This is a genomic window from Acidovorax benzenivorans (genome assembly GCF_028680575.1).
GTDB lineage: Bacteria > Pseudomonadota > Gammaproteobacteria > Burkholderiales > Burkholderiaceae_C > Acidovorax > Acidovorax benzenivorans.
In genome coordinates this window covers 326,950-341,016 of the sequence record NZ_JAPCKI010000003.1, presented here as the reverse complement: position 1 = coordinate 341,016, position 14,067 = coordinate 326,950, and the positions used below count along the sequence as shown (strand labels likewise).

Sequence of the window (14,067 nt, the reverse complement as noted above, 5' to 3'; positions counted from 1 at the left end):
GAGCGAAATACGATGGCTCCTACAATTCTTGGCAATGCCCCCAATGGGCCAGCGCTCCTTACCTCACGAACACGCCCATGATCCAAGCACCCACCTCAGGCACGCCCCCCGCGCCGCCCTCCAGCAACCAATCGTCGGTCGCCATGATTGCGCGGCAAGCCATCGTGAACTCGCAGCATGTGGTGGTTGGCTACGAGCTGTTCAACCGCTCGCGCAGCGCTGCCGCCCACACCGCCGCCACCGACGTCATCCTGGTGTTCACGGCCCTGTCGCATGCCGGCACCGAAGAGCTGGTGGGCAAGAAGCTGATCTTCGTCAACTGCACCCACGAAAGCCTGTCGGGCGGCCACCTGGAGCTGGTGGACCCAGACAAGGTGGTGCTGGAGATCCCCCCGCTGGGCCATGCCGCCGCTGAAGAGGTCACCACTCGCCTGCCCATCCTGACCGAGCTGCGCGACCGAGGCTTTCACCTGGCCTTCAACCACACGGTGCTGCAGTCGGGGTACGCGCCCTGGCTGCCGCTGGCGGACTACATCAAGCTCGACCTGTCGGTGCTGGCGCCAGACCAACTGGCGGTGCTGATCAGCTACGCAGGCCGCCACTGCAAGGCCGAGTTGATCGCCGAAAAGGTGGAGACCGCCCAGCAATACGACATGGTGTCCAGCCAGGGGGTGCAACTGTTCCAGGGCTACTGGTTCGCCCGCCCCGCACTGGTCGAGACCAAGCTGCTCACGCCGTCTCAGGCCAGCATCATCGAGCTGATCAACCAGGTGCGCAAACAGGCCAGCACCGACGATATTGAAGAGGTGCTCAAGAAGGATGCAGGCCTGGCCTTCAACCTGATGCGTCTCATCAACTCGACCGGGTTCGGCCTCTCGCGCGAGATCACGTCGTTCCGCCAAGCCGTGATGCTCATGGGCCTCAAGAAGCTGTTCCGCTGGGCGGCACTGCTGCTGACAGCGTCACGCAACAGCGGCATGCCATCGTCGGTGGGCCACACCGCCGTGGTGCGCGGGCGCCTGATGGAGCTGCTGGCGCTGGAGACACAGCCCCCCGAAGACGCCGACCAGGCCTTTGTGGTGGGCATCTTCTCGCTGCTGGACGTGATGTTGTCCATGCCCATGGAATCAGCCATTGGCCTGCTCAACGTGCCCGAACCCGTGGCCGCTGCGCTGCTGCGGCGCGAAGGATTCCTGGGCGACCTGCTGACCCTGGCCGAGGCCTGCGAATCCAGCGACGACGCCGTGTTTGACCGCAGCGCTGGCCTGCTGCACCTGACCAGCCAGCAGATCAACTTTGCCCACCTGCAGGCGCTGGCCTGGGCCGACCACATCACCGAGTGACAAGCGCCACAGCCACCGCAGTGGCCGGTGGCTGGACTTTGATTCTCTACCTGTGGCCAGCGGTCTAGAATGACCGCACAGCCCTTCATTTCAGTGGACCCCATGTCGAGCACACCCGAACAAGACACCCAGGACGCCGCTGCGCCTGCGGTTGACCCCGTGGACGAGAACCTTGCCATCATTGCGCGCCAGGCCATCGTGGACGAAAGCCGCGCGGTCTATGGCTACGAGCTGTTTGACCGGTCCACCGCATCCGACTCGCACACCGCAGCCAGCGATGCGGCCCTGCTGTTCAATGCCCTGTCCTATGCGGGCACCGAAGCCCTGGTCGGCAAGAAGACGGTATTCATCAACTGCACGCATGACAGCCTCTCGGGCGGCCACCTCGAACTGATCCACCCCGAAAAGGTGGTGCTGGAGGTGCCCCCCCTGCCCGACAGCGCCACCCCTGAAGAGATCGAAGGTCGCCTGCCCACGCTGGAGGCGCTGCGTACGCGCGGGTTTCGCCTCGCGTTCGACCAGCAGGCGCTCAAGCGCGCTTACACCAGCTGGCTGCCCATGGCGGCCTTCATCAAGCTGGACATGCAGGCCTTCAAGCCCGAGCTGGCAGCGCCCCTGGTCAAATTTGCCACCACCCACAGCAAGGCCACGCTGGTCGCCGAAAAAGTCGAGACCGCCGCACAGTACGAGCTGATGCGCGACCTGGGCGTCAAGCTGTTTCAGGGCTACTGGTTTGCGCAGCCCTCGCTGGTCAAGGCCACCACCATCCGCCCCTCGCAGGCCACCATCATCCAGCTCATCAATCTGGTGCGCAAACAGGCGAGCACGGCCGAGATCGAAGACCTGCTCAAGAAAGATCCCACGCTGTCTTTCAATCTGCTGCGGTTCATCAACTCGTCGGGTTTTGGCCTGTCGTGCGAGATCACCTCGTTCCGCCATGCGGTGATGATCCTGGGCCTGAAAAAGCTGTTCCGCTGGGCCGCGCTGTTGATGACCACCTCGCGCGCTGGCGGAGCGCCACCGGCCGTGGGCCAGACCGCCGTGGTGCGTGGCCGCCTGATGGAACTGCTGGCCGCCGAGTTGCTGCCGCCCGAAGAATGCGACAACGCCTTTGTGGTGGGCGTGTTCTCGCTGCTCGACACCATGCTGGGCGTGCCGCTTGAAAAGGCGCTGGAGTCCGTGGCCCTGCCCGAGCCCGTGATGGATGCCCTGCTGCGTGGCACCGGCGTGTTTGCCCCGTTCCTGGAGCTGACCAAGGCCTGCGAAAGCGGTGACGAAGCGGCCTTTGCCAAGAACGCCGATGCGCTGCACCTGTCCAACCGCCAAGTGAACTGGGCTCACCTGCAGGCGCTGACGTGGGCAGAAAGTCTGGACGAGGAATAGCCCCCGTTCCCCAATTCCCCAACACCACACCCCAAGCCACAGGCCCTGCTTTTGCCGGGCCTGTGGTGTTTCTGGGGCACCCTGCCCGGTCAGTTGCCCTGGATTCCCGCTGCGCGGATGATGCGCGCGTTGTTCTCAGACTCCTGCGCGATCTGGCGCGCGAACTCGGCCGTGGTGCCGCCCGTGGGTACGTTGTCGGTGGCGTCGAGCTTGGCTCGGATGTCGGGCAGGGCCAGGGCTTTGTTCACCTCGGTGTTGATGCGTGTGATGACCGCCTTGGGCGTCTGCGCCGGGGCATAGATGCCGAACAGGGACGACAGGTTCGCTGCGGGCTGCCCCAGCTCGGCCAGCGTGGGCACCTGGGGCAGCGAATCCAGCCGCGCCGGAGCCCCCACCGCCAGCGGCTTGAGCTTGCCCGCCTGGATGTGCTGCAGCACGGCAGGCCCGGCATTGGTCGATAACACCTCAAACTGCCCGCCCAGCGCGTCGTTCATCTGCTGGCCGCCGCCTTTGTAGGGAATGTGCGTGATCTGCACCTGCGCCACCGACTGGATCTGCTCCAGCATGATGTGGCCCAGCGACGCCTGTCCCGAGGTGGCCCAGCGCACCGTGCCGGGCTGGGCCCGCGCACGGGCGATCAGGTCCTTGAAGTCGGTCGCCCGGCTCGCGGACGTGCCCAACAGCAGCACGGGCGAATACATCACGCTGACCACCGGCGCGATGTCCTTCTGCGGATCGAAGGGGGATTTTCCCAGGTGCGGGTTCAGCGCCAGGGGGCTCACCGCCGCAAAGCCCAAGGTGTAGCCGTCCGGCGCGGCCTTGGCCACGGCGTCCACCCCCAGGCTGCCACTGGCGCCCGCCTTGTTTTCAATGACCACAGGGGTGCCCAACTGCACGGCCAGCTTGTCGGCCAGGGCGCGGGCGATGTTGTCGCTCACGCCCCCGGCCGGGTAGGCCACGACGATGCGGATGGGCTTGGCCGTGGGCCAGGTCTGCGCCAGGGCCAGCGCAGTGGCGCCCGCCAGGCAGGCGCCAACGATCAGTTGTTTCTTCATGCAGGACTTTCTTGTCAACAAAGATACGGAAAAACGAACTTCTAACTCGGGACACTAGCCCCTCGGGTGATGCTGCGCATGCAAGGACTTGAGCCGCTCCCGCGCCACGTGGGTGTAGATGGTGGTGGTGGAGATATCGGCATGGCCCAGCAGCAGCTGCACCACGCGCAGGTCGGCGCCATGGTTGAGCAGATGTGTGGCAAACGCGTGGCGCAGCGTGTGCGGCGACAGTGGCACCGTGATGCCCGCCACCTGCGCCCACTTCTTCACAATGACCCAGAACATCACCCGCGTCATGCCGCTGCCGCGCTGGGTGACGAACAGGTCGTCCGTCTGCTGCCCGCCGAGTATGGCGCTGCGGGCTTCGTTCAGATAGCGCTCCAGCCAGGCACGGGCCTCTTCGCCAAACGGCACCAGGCGTTCCTTGCTGCCCTTGCCCATCACGCGCAGCACGCCTTCGTTCAGGCCGACCTGGAAGGTCTTGAGCGTGACCAGCTCGGTCACGCGCAGGCCGCTGGCGTACATCAGCTCCAGCATGGTGCGGTCGCGCAGGCCCAGGGGGTTGCCCAGGTCGGGCGCGTTCAGCAGCGCCTCCACCTGCGCCTGCGACAGCGTCTTGGGCACGCGCAGCGGCTGGCGTGCGGCCTGCAGCCGCACCGTGGGGTCGGCGGTGATGCGCCGCTCGCGCAGCGCCCAGTGAAAGTAGCGGCGCAGCACCGTCAAGCGCCGGTTGGCTGATGTGGCACGCGTCTGGGCATGGCGGGCCGCGAAATAGGCCTGCAGGTGGTGTTCGGCCGTGTCGTCGAGCGCCTGGGCGGGCTGCTGGTCAGCCAGCCACTGCGCGTACAGCGTCAGGTCGCGCCGGTAGGCAGCCAGCGTATTGCGGGACAGGCCGTCCTCCAGCCACAGGGCGTCCACAAAGGTGTCGATGGCATTGAGGCTGGGAGCAAGCATCCAAAAACCATAGCACGTATCGCGAACATCCCCAGCGACAGACGCAAAAAAGCCGCCCGCAAATGGGGCGGCTTGGGAGGGCGGCCGTGGGTCTTATTCCAACGTCAGCTTCTGCTTGGCGACCACTTGTTTGTAGACCGCGAATTCCGCCTTGATCTGTTCGGCAAACTGCTCGGGCGTGTTGCCCACCACGATGGAGCCGGTATCTTCAATGCGCTTCTTCACGGCCGGGTCTTGCAGTGCGGTGCGCACGGCGGCATTGATCTTGTCAACGATGTCCTTGGGCAGCCCCTTGGGGCCCAGGATGCCGTAGTAAGCCATGCGGTTCACGGGCTCCAGGCCCAGTTCCTTGAACGTGGGCACATTGGGCAGTGCAGCAACGCGCTGGGGCGCGGCCACGGCAATGGCCACCAGACGGTTGTCCTTGATGAAGGGCAGCGCCGAAGGGATGTTGTCAAAGATGATCGGCACCTGGCCGGCCACGGTGTCGTTCAGCGCCGGGCCCGCACCCCGGTAGGGAATGTGCGTGACGAACGTGTTGGACAGGCTCTTGTACAGCTCCATCTGCAGGTGGCCAATGCCGCCCGTGCCCGACGATGCGTACGAGTATTTGCCCGGGTTCTTCTGCACTTCGGCGATGAAGGCCTTGTAGTCCTTGGCCGGGAAGCTGGGGTTTACGGCAATCAGATTGGGCGTGGCCGCAATGTTGATGATGGGCGTGAAGTCCGTCAGCGGGTTGTAGGGCGTCTTGGGGTTGATGGCGGGGTTGGCCGCCGTGGTGGACACCGTGGCCACGCCCAGCGTGTAGCCGTCTGGCGCTGAACGTGCTGTTTCTGCCGCACCCACGATGCCGCCGCCACCAGCCTTGTTCTCCACGATCACGGACTGGCCCAGGGCCTTGCCCAGCGGGTCGGCAATCACGCGCGCAATGATGTCGGTGGTGCCACCCGGTGCAAACGGCACCTGCAGCTTGATCACCTTGTTGGGGTAGCCTTGTGCGGCGGCCGATCCGGCTGCCGCTGCCAGTACGGTCAGCGCGAGCCATTGACGACGATGCATGGAAATCTCCTTCGTGCGGGGTAACAACAAACAGCGCCGATGGTATGCCCAACGCACGCCAAACCGCCCTGCGGATTCCACATAAGGGCTAACCCTAAAAACGGACCGGGCGGGCAGAGCCCCTGCCGTCCTTCGACACCCCAACAGCGCCCCGGCGGCTTGCCATGCATCAAGTATTCTCGGTGTGTGAACTACGCCCAACTCCTGCTTCCCGACTTTTCACTCATCTTCCTGGGCTACCTGATCTGCCGGTACACCGCCCTGAACCGCTCGGTCTGGCAGCCGGTCGAGAGCCTGGTGTATTACCTGCTGTTCCCGGTGCTGCTGTTCCAGTCCATCGTCAAAAGCCCGATGGATATTGGCGCGGCGTCGGGACTGATCGGGGCGGGCATGCTGTCGGGCGTGATCGGGATCGCTCTGGCCTATAGCCTGCCGCACTGGCCCTGGGTGGGCAAGCGCATTGATGTGCGCGACCACGCGGCCAGCGCACAGGTGGCGTTCCGCTTCAACTCCTTCATTGGCCTGGCGATTGCCGAACGGCTGGCAGGCACGCAGGGCCTGCTGATGATTGCCGTGCTGATCGGCGTGTGCGTGCCCCTGTTCAACGTGGCCGCCGTGTGGCCCATGGCCCGGCACGGGCAGCACAGCTTTGCGCGCGAGCTGCTGCGCAACCCGCTGATCATCGCCACCGCCTCGGGCCTGGTGGCCAACCTGCTGGGTTTTCAGGTCCCTGAATGGGCGGTGCCCACGGTCAGCCGCATCAGTGCCGCGTCGCTCGCGCTGGGCCTGATGGCGGCCGGAGCGGGACTGCAGTTTGGCCTGCTCACGCGGGGCAAGACGCTGAGCGTGTCGGTGCTGGCCATCCGGCACCTGGTGCAGCCGCTGGTGGCATTTGCGATGGCGCACATGTTCGGGCTGGACGCCGTGCAGACCACCGTGCTGCTGGCATTTGCGGCGCTGCCCACGGCATCGACCTGCTATGTGCTGGCGGCACGCATGGGCTACAACGGGCCGTATGTGGCAGGGCTGGTCACGTTGTCTACCTTGCTGGGCATCGTGAGTCTGCCGTTTGCGCTGGGGGTGCTGCGATGAACCAGGGTCTGAACCGCAGGCTGCTGCTCAGCGCCAGCCTCGCCTCCGTCTTCGGCTTGGTCGCCTGCGGCCGCAAACCTTCTCGTGCCCAAGCGGTACCGGCAGGCGCCACCGTGCTGGCGCTGGGCGACTCGCTCACGTCGGGCGTGGGCGCATCGGCCGACACTGCCTACCCGGCCGAGCTGGCGCGCCTGACGGGCTGGAAGGTGGTCAACGGCGGCGTGTCGGGCGACACCTCGGCCCAGGCGCTGGAGCGCCTGCCGGGCCTGCTGCAAAAGCACCAGCCCGCGCTGGTCATCGTGGGCATAGGTGGCAACGACTTTTTGCGACGCCAGAGTGCGGCCACCACGCGCGCCAACATCCTGCGCATCTGCAGCGAGGCCAAGAGCAGCGGCGCCCAGGTGCTGCTGGTGGCCGTGCCCGAGCTGTCGCTGCTGGCCGCCGCAGGCCGACTAAGCGACCACCCGATGTACGAAGAGATTGCCGAAGAGCTGAAGATCCCGCTGCATGCCAAGGGCTGGTCGGGCGTGCTGGCGCAAGAGCGGTTGCGGTCGGACCAGATCCACGCCAACGCCGCCGGTTACGCTGAGTTTGCCCAAGGGCTAGTGGGTACCTTGCAGCAGACGGGGCTGCTGGTGCAGTGAGCCCCAGACACCAAAGCCATTGCTCACATTTTGATAGCTACTCAGGCATATTGCACAAGCGCCATCTGGCTATTTCATTTAAATAATATTTTTATTTAACCCGCGTCCAGCGCCCAGGCCACATGCTCACGCACCAGCGCACTGGCATCGTCGGCGCGTGACAGCAACGCCGTGCGCAAGGCCTCGTCGCCGGTGGCGCGCAGCGCATTGCCCAGCGCCACCGCCACATTGCGCAGCCAGCGCTCATGGCCAATGCGCCGAATGGGGCCGCCCTCGGTCATGCGCAAAAACGTGGCTTCATCCCACGCAAACAGGTGCACCAGCTGCTGGCCCGCCAGGCCCTTGCGCTCGTCAAAGTCCGGCAGGCGGCTGACCTGCGCAAACTTGTTCCACGGGCAAATCAGCTGGCAATCGTCACAGCCATAGATGCGGTTGTCCATCAGCGGGCGCAGCTCCACAGGGATGGGCCCGGCGTGTTCGATGGTGAGGTACGAGATGCAGCGGCGCGCGTCGATGCGGTGCGGCGCAATGATGGCCTGCGTGGGGCAGATGTCGATGCACGCACTGCAGCTGCCGCAGTGCGCGGTAACGGGTTCGCTTTCGGGCAGCGCCATGTCCACGTAGATTTCGCCCAAGAAGAACATGGACCCCGCCTCGCGGTTCAGCACCAGCGTGTGTTTGCCGCGCCAGCCCTGGCCGCTGCGTGCGGCCAGCTCGGCCTCCAGCACCGGGGCGGAGTCGGTGAACACGCGGTGGCCAAACGGGCCGATGGCCTCGCCGATGCGGTCGCTGAGCTTTTGCAGGCGGGCGCGCAGCACCTTGTGATAGTCCCGGCCCCGGGCATAGACCGAGACAATGCCCTCCTGCGGGCGCGACAGGCGCGACAATTCGGCGGCCTGCCAGCCTTCGGGGGCGTCCATGGCGGTGTCGCGCGGCAAATAATCCATGCGCGCCGTGATCACGCTCACGGTGCCGGGCACCAGTTCGGCCGGGCGCGCGCGCCTCATGCCGTGAGATGCCATGTAATGCATGTCACCATGAAAGCCCTGCGCCAGCCAGGCCGCAAGACCCGGCTCTGCCGCAGACAAGTCCACCCCCGCCACGCCGATTTGGGAAAATCCCAGCTCGCGGGCCCACTCCCGCATTTGAGGAACGAGTTGACTGTTGCACCACATAACGGCCAGATTGTAGAAAGCGGCAACCCCGCCGCCGCCCACCCTGCCGAAGCCACGCGCCATTTCACCTGGCACAGCGAGGAAGACACCGCCGCCTTCGCGCAGCGCCTGGCCGCACAGCCCGTGCTGGCCAACGCCTTCGTGACCCTGCACGGCGACCTGGGCGCGGGCAAGACCACGCTGGTGCGCCACCTGCTGCGCGCCCTGGGCGTGCAGGGCCGCATCAAGAGCCCCACCTATGCCGTGGTGGAGCCCCACGAAGCGCCGGGCCTCTCCATCTGGCACTTCGACTTCTACCGTTTTGACGACCCGCGCGAGTGGGAAGACGCGGGTTTCAGGGACATTTTTGCCAACCCCGGCCTCAAGGTGGCAGAATGGCCGGAAAAGGCTGCAGCGCTTACCCCGCTTGCAGACCTTGCTATCCACATTGAAGCAATGGATGACACCGAAAGGAAGGTCACGCTGCACGCCCACACCGCCACCGGGCGCAGCCTGCTGCAAGCTCTCTGAGACACCGTGAACGAACCCACCCTGCCCGACCGCCGCCCTGTTGCGCCCCTGCCATCGCGCCGTGCCGTGCTGCGCGCCAGCAGCCTGGTGCTACTGCTGGGCGCACAGCAGATCGCACGCGGCGCCACCATCGTGGCCGTGCGCGTCTGGCCCGCACCCGAATACTCGCGGGTGACCATCGAGTCCGATGGCGCGCTGGTGGCCAAGCAGTTCTTCGTGACCTCACCGCCGCGCCTGGCGGTGGACATCGAGGGCATCGACCTGAGCCCCGAGCTGCGCGAGCTGGTGGCCAAGGTCAAGCCCGACGACCCCAACATCGCAGGCATCCGCGTGGGCCAGAACGCGCCCGGCGTGGTGCGGCTGGTGGTAGACCTCAAGCAACCGGCCATGCCGCAGGTGTTCACCTTGCCACCCGTCGCCGCCTACCGCCACCGGCTGGTGTTTGACCTGTACCCCGCGGCACCCGTGGACCCGCTGGAGGCACTGATCGCCGAACGCCTGCGCGATGCCAACAGCCCCGCTGCCACGCCTGCACCATCACCCGCACCCGCCACAGCCCGCGCCCCCACGCCCGCCGCCGAGCACGACCCGCTGGGCGACCTGATCGCGCAGCGCGCCAGCGGCCCCGCGCCTGGCAACACCGCTGCACAGCCACCCGCACAGCCGCCGGTAGTGGCCGCAGCGCCCGCGCCAGGTGCAGCACCCGCCGCGCCTTTACGCCCCGGCAACCGCGCCACAGCCACCGAGACCGACCGCATCATCATCGTGGCGCTGGACCCCGGCCACGGCGGGGAAGACCCAGGCGCCATCGGCCCCTCAGGCACCCGCGAAAAAGACGTGGTGCTGCGTGTAGCCCACCTGCTGCGTGACCGCATCAACGCCACCACCGTGGGCGGCAACCCCATGCGCGCCTACCTCACGCGCGACGGCGACTACTTTGTGCCCCTGGGCACCCGCGTGCAAAAGGCCCGGCGCGTGCAGGCCGACCTGTTCGTGAGCATCCACGCCGACGCTTTCACCACGCCAGAGGCACGCGGCGCCAGCGTGTTTGCGCTGAGCCAGGGCGGGGCCTCCAGCACCGCAGCGCGTTGGCTGGCCAACAAGGAGAACCAGGCTGACCTGGTGGGCGGTATCAACGTGCAGTCCAAGGACCAGCATGTGCAGCGCGCACTGCTGGACATGAGCACCACCGCGCAGATCAACGACAGCCTCAAGCTCGGCACCGTGCTGCTGGGCGAGATCGGCAACGTGGGCAAGCTGCACAAGCCGCGTGTGGAGCAGGCGGGCTTTGCGGTGCTCAAGGCGCCCGACATCCCCAGCGTGCTGGTCGAAACGGCCTTCATCAGCAACCCCGAAGAAGAAAAACGCCTGCGCAGCAGCGCGTACCAGGAGCAGCTGGCCGACGCGCTGATGCGCGGCATCACGCGCTACTTCGCCAAGAACCCGCCGCTGGCGCGCAGCCGGTCGGTGTAGGCGCGCTGGGGCACAGCGCGCGGGGTGGTGTACCCACCTTGCGCGCACTGCCAACTGCAGGCACAGTAGCCTGCATCGGCCGGGCGCGTACCGCGCCTCGGCAAGCAAGGAGAACCGCCATGGCACTGCCCCACGCCCAATCTGGCCAGATCGTCAGCGTGCGCCCGCTAGGGGCGCGACTGGCCGACACCGTCACCACCGCCGTCCTCAAAGCAGGCCAGCTCGAAGTCATGCGGGTGGTCCTGCCCGTAGGCAAATCCCTGAAAGAACACCAGACGCCCGGCGAAGCCACGGTGCAATGCATTGAGGGTGTGGTGGAGTTTGTGAGCGAGCAGGGCGTGCAGCAGTTGCACCCTGGCGACTTTGTGCACCTGGCACCGCGCGCGCTGCATTCCCTCAAGGCGGTGGAGGCCGCGTCGCTGCTGGTCACGATGTGCCTCAAGCGTACCGAGGCGGCTTAAGCAAGGTGAGCTAGTCCTCGAAGCCTGCCAAGGCAGTCAGCGCCCCAGCCGGAACACGCTCACGATCTCTGCCAGCCGCGCGGCCTGGTGCTTGAGGCTGTCGGCTGCCGCCGCGCTCTGCTCCACCAGGGCAGCGTTCTGCTGAGTGACCTGGTCGAGCTGTATCACCGCCTCGCCCACCTGGCTGATGCCAATGGTCTGCTCGCCCGTGGCGCTGGAGATTTCGCCAATCAGGTCGCTCACCCGCTGCACCTGGGCGACGATGTCTTCCATGCTCTGCCCGGCGTTGCTCACCAGTTGGGTGCCGTTCTCTACCTTCTCCACACTCGCGCCAATCAAGGCCTTGATCTCCTTGGCCGCCTCGGCGCTGCGCTGGGCCAGGCTGCGCACTTCACTGGCCACCACGGCAAAGCCCCGGCCCTGTTCACCGGCACGGGCTGCCTCTACCGCCGCGTTCAGCGCCAGGATATTGGTCTGGAACGCAATGCCGTCGATCACGCTGATGATGTCGGTGATCTTTTTGGATGCGGCCGAGATGTCTTGCATGGTGGTCACCACCTGGCCCACCACCTCCCCGCCCTTCACCGCCGCCTGCGATGCCGTGCCAGCCAGCGTGGCCGCCTTGCGCGCGGTGTCGGCATTGTTCTTCACGGTGCTGGTGATCTGCTCCATGGACGCGGCGGTCTCCTCCAGGTTGCTGGCCTGCTCTTCGGTGCGCTGGCTCAGGTCGGCGTTGCCCATCGCGATCTCGCTGGAGCCTGTGGCAATGCTGTCGCTGCTGTGCCGCACGTCGCCCACGATGCGCACCAGCGAGGTCTGCATGCCCTGCATGGCGCGCATCATCTCGGCCACCTCGCCACGCCCTTGCACCTCAATGGGTTGGGACAGATCGCCCTCGCCAATGCGCTGTGCCACCGCGCTCACCGCGCCCAGCGAGCGACGGGTGCGCTGCACCACCACCCACGACAGCACCACCAGCAGCCCCAGCCCCGCCAAACCCGCCACCAGCACGGTCATGCGGTAGGACTGGATGAGCTCTGCCGCCTCGGCCGCCTGTTCGGCCGAGCGGCGCACCTGGTAATCCACCATCTTGTCGGCAATGGCGTTGTACTTGTCCAGCACCGGCGCAAACGTGCCCAGCGCATAGGCGCGCGCCTGGGCCATATCGCCCGCTTTTTTCAGCTCCAGAGACTTGTCGCGCGTTTCCAGGTAAGACTTGCGGATGGTGGCCAGCTCCTCCTGGATACGCAGACCCTCGGGGCTGTTCTCCAGCTCGGTGTAGCGCTTTTGCACCTTGCTGGTGTCGGCGGTGGTGGCGGCCATCGTGGCCTTGAAGTAATTTTGCAGGTCGTCACCCTCGGTCTGGGCGATGGAGAATACCCGCGTGGAATTGACGGCAATGTTGCTGCGCCAGCGCAGGGCCAGTTGCAGCCGCTCCACCTGCTCGGTCGCCAGCTGGTCCACCGTGGCCCCCAGGCGTTGCACCCGCACCAGGCTCAGCGCCAGGACGACCACCAGCGCCAGCACTGCCACGCCCACAATCAACCCGATCTGCTGCGCCACCGTCAGCTGGGCGCCCACGGCCCCCCGGCCGACTTGCTGGATGTGCTGGGTCATTGCGTGTCCTTGTGTAAGTTTTGTGCGGCGAAGAAATGATCTGCCTGCGCAACCCGATTGGCAACAGCGCGGGGCGCAGGGAAACCCTTAGTTCCCCAGTGCCGCCTGTCCTACAGCCAGCGCCCTTGCCTGCCTACACCGGCACCTGAGAGTGGCACCGACAGTAGAGGCACAGGTCGAGCCTCAGCCGCCACTGCGGATTGGGGGCCACGGCCTGACTCCATAACCCTCAAGGAATTTCGCCATGAACATCCGTCACATCCTTCTTGCAACCACCTGCACTGCGGCCCTGGCACTGGGTGGTTGCGCCTCGAATCCGTCGGGCGCCCAGATCGGCACCGGCGTTGGCGCTGTGGTCGGCGGCGTTGCTGGCAATGCCGTGTTTGGCGGCCCCGTGGGCACCATTGGCGGCGCGGCGGCTGGTGCCCTCATCGGCCACGAAATCGGTGAAGACCGCGACCAACGCCGCCCGTACCGCCGTTAAGCCCTGGGGACTCCGCCCCCTGTCCAGAGCGTTGGTCTGGGCATAAAAAGAGCGGCAGGCGCATGATCCACATGCGCCTGCCGCTCTTTTTTTGATAGCAAATTAACCCAACATCAGGCAGTGCGTGCCTGGCGCCCGGCGCGCCAGGCACCAAAGATAGCGATCAGGCCGGGCACAAAAATCATGGCCCAGATGATCTTGTCCAGGTTCTCCTTGACCCAGGCAAAGTTGCCGAAGAAGTACCCCGCCGTGGCAATGCCCAGCACCCACAACAGCGCCCCGCCCACGTTGTAGGCCGTGAACTTGGCGCGACTCATGTCCGCCACGCCCGCCACAAAGGGCGCAAACGTGCGGATGAAAGGCATGAACCGCGCAATCACGATTGTGATGCCGCCGTAGCGCTCGTAAAACTCGTGCGCCTGGTTGAACGCCCGGCGGTTGAACCAGCGCGAGTCCTCCCACTGGAACACCTTGGGCCCAAAGTAGCGGCCGATCGAATAGTTGCACTGGTCGCCCAAAATGGCCGCCGCCAGCAGCACTGCGCACGCCAGCGGAAAGTTCATCATGCCTGCACCACACAGCGCCCCCACGATGAACAGCAGCGAGTCGCCCGGCAAAAACGGCATTACCACCAGGCCTGTCTCGACGAACACGATGGCAAACAGCAGGGCGTACACCCACATGCCGTAGGCCTGCACAAACGCCTCCAGGTACTTGTCCACATGCAGGATGAAGTCGATGAGAAAAGTGACAAGTTCCATGAAAAGGCGGGCCCGGGCGCGGCGCGAAAAAAAGGTGGGCGCATTATCCCCATCAC

General features: G+C 65.8%; 14 protein-coding genes. 8 read left to right on the top strand and 6 right to left on the bottom strand.

Translation table 11 applies throughout. The annotated features are described in order from the left end of the window. Positions 1-77 precede the first annotated feature (77 nt). Positions 78-1,343 (top strand): EAL and HDOD domain-containing protein, encoded by a 1,266-nt coding sequence (locus tag OIN59_RS07450; RefSeq protein WP_274108757.1) that lies wholly within the window; start codon positions 78-80, stop codon positions 1,341-1,343. Positions 1,344-1,445: 102 nt separating this feature from the next. Next, complete coding sequence (locus OIN59_RS07445; RefSeq protein ID WP_274109068.1) at positions 1,446-2,726, top strand: EAL and HDOD domain-containing protein; 1,281 nt, start codon at positions 1,446-1,448, stop codon at positions 2,724-2,726. 89 nt (positions 2,727-2,815) lie between these two features. Here the strand turns inward: OIN59_RS07445 and OIN59_RS07440 are convergent, their stop codons facing one another. From OIN59_RS07440 to OIN59_RS07430, 3 genes are all read right to left on the bottom strand, one after another. Next, on the bottom strand, positions 2,816-3,781 hold the full coding sequence (locus OIN59_RS07440; RefSeq protein WP_274108755.1) for a Bug family tripartite tricarboxylate transporter substrate binding protein: 966 nt from the start codon (positions 3,779-3,781) through the stop codon (positions 2,816-2,818). A 54-nt stretch (positions 3,782-3,835) separates the two neighbouring features. Next, entirely contained in the window at positions 3,836-4,735 is a 900-nt protein-coding gene (gene xerD, locus OIN59_RS07435) for a site-specific tyrosine recombinase XerD (protein WP_274108754.1), read from the bottom strand. A gap of 93 nt (positions 4,736-4,828) precedes the next feature. Then, positions 4,829-5,794 (bottom strand): tripartite tricarboxylate transporter substrate binding protein BugE, encoded by a 966-nt coding sequence (locus tag OIN59_RS07430; RefSeq protein WP_274108752.1) that lies wholly within the window; start codon positions 5,792-5,794, stop codon positions 4,829-4,831. A 186-nt stretch (positions 5,795-5,980) separates the two neighbouring features. On the opposite strand from OIN59_RS07430, the gene OIN59_RS07425 reads away from it, so the two are divergent. Further along, a complete protein-coding gene (locus tag OIN59_RS07425) occupies positions 5,981-6,886 on the top strand; it encodes an AEC family transporter (RefSeq protein WP_274108750.1) in 906 nt (301 codons plus the stop codon). Beyond that, positions 6,883-7,530 carry a GDSL-type esterase/lipase family protein gene (locus OIN59_RS07420; RefSeq protein WP_274108748.1) on the top strand — a complete coding sequence of 216 codons (648 nt, stop codon included), beginning with the start codon at positions 6,883-6,885 and terminating at the stop codon, positions 7,528-7,530. Before OIN59_RS07425 ends, OIN59_RS07420 begins: the two co-directional genes overlap by 4 nt. Positions 7,531-7,625: 95 nt before the next feature. Here OIN59_RS07420 and queG read toward each other — a convergent pair whose 3' ends face one another. Continuing rightward, positions 7,626-8,675, bottom strand: coding sequence for a tRNA epoxyqueuosine(34) reductase QueG (gene queG / locus OIN59_RS07415; RefSeq protein WP_274108746.1), 1,050 nt, complete (start codon positions 8,673-8,675; stop codon positions 7,626-7,628). A gap of 12 nt (positions 8,676-8,687) precedes the next feature. On the opposite strand from queG, the gene tsaE reads away from it, so the two are divergent. The 3 genes from tsaE (at position 8,688) to OIN59_RS07400 (ending at position 11,149) form a co-directional block, all read left to right on the top strand. Next, entirely contained in the window at positions 8,688-9,215 is a 528-nt protein-coding gene (gene tsaE, locus OIN59_RS07410; protein ID WP_407655068.1) for a tRNA (adenosine(37)-N6)-threonylcarbamoyltransferase complex ATPase subunit type 1 TsaE, read from the top strand. Between the two features lie 6 nt (positions 9,216-9,221). Continuing rightward, the gene (locus OIN59_RS07405) at positions 9,222-10,688 is read left to right on the top strand and encodes an N-acetylmuramoyl-L-alanine amidase (protein WP_274108744.1); all 1,467 of its coding nucleotides are present in this window, start codon (positions 9,222-9,224) and stop codon (positions 10,686-10,688) included. Between the two features lie 119 nt (positions 10,689-10,807). After that, positions 10,808-11,149 (top strand): cupin domain-containing protein, encoded by a 342-nt coding sequence (locus OIN59_RS07400; RefSeq protein WP_274108742.1) that lies wholly within the window; start codon positions 10,808-10,810, stop codon positions 11,147-11,149. A gap of 36 nt (positions 11,150-11,185) precedes the next feature. Here the strand turns inward: OIN59_RS07400 and OIN59_RS07395 are convergent, their stop codons facing one another. Next, positions 11,186-12,766, bottom strand: a complete 1,581-nt coding sequence (locus OIN59_RS07395) for a methyl-accepting chemotaxis protein (protein ID WP_274108740.1) — start codon at positions 12,764-12,766, stop codon at positions 11,186-11,188. Between the two features lie 244 nt (positions 12,767-13,010). On the opposite strand from OIN59_RS07395, the gene OIN59_RS07390 reads away from it, so the two are divergent. After that, positions 13,011-13,250 (top strand): glycine zipper 2TM domain-containing protein, encoded by a 240-nt coding sequence (locus OIN59_RS07390; protein ID WP_274108738.1) that lies wholly within the window; start codon positions 13,011-13,013, stop codon positions 13,248-13,250. Between the two features lie 113 nt (positions 13,251-13,363). On the opposite strand, the gene OIN59_RS07385 is transcribed toward OIN59_RS07390, so the two are convergent. Further along, positions 13,364-14,011: a DedA family protein gene (locus OIN59_RS07385; RefSeq protein WP_274108736.1), complete on the bottom strand. Its 648-nt coding sequence runs from the start codon at positions 14,009-14,011 to the stop codon at positions 13,364-13,366. Between the last annotated feature and the right edge of the window lie 56 nt (positions 14,012-14,067).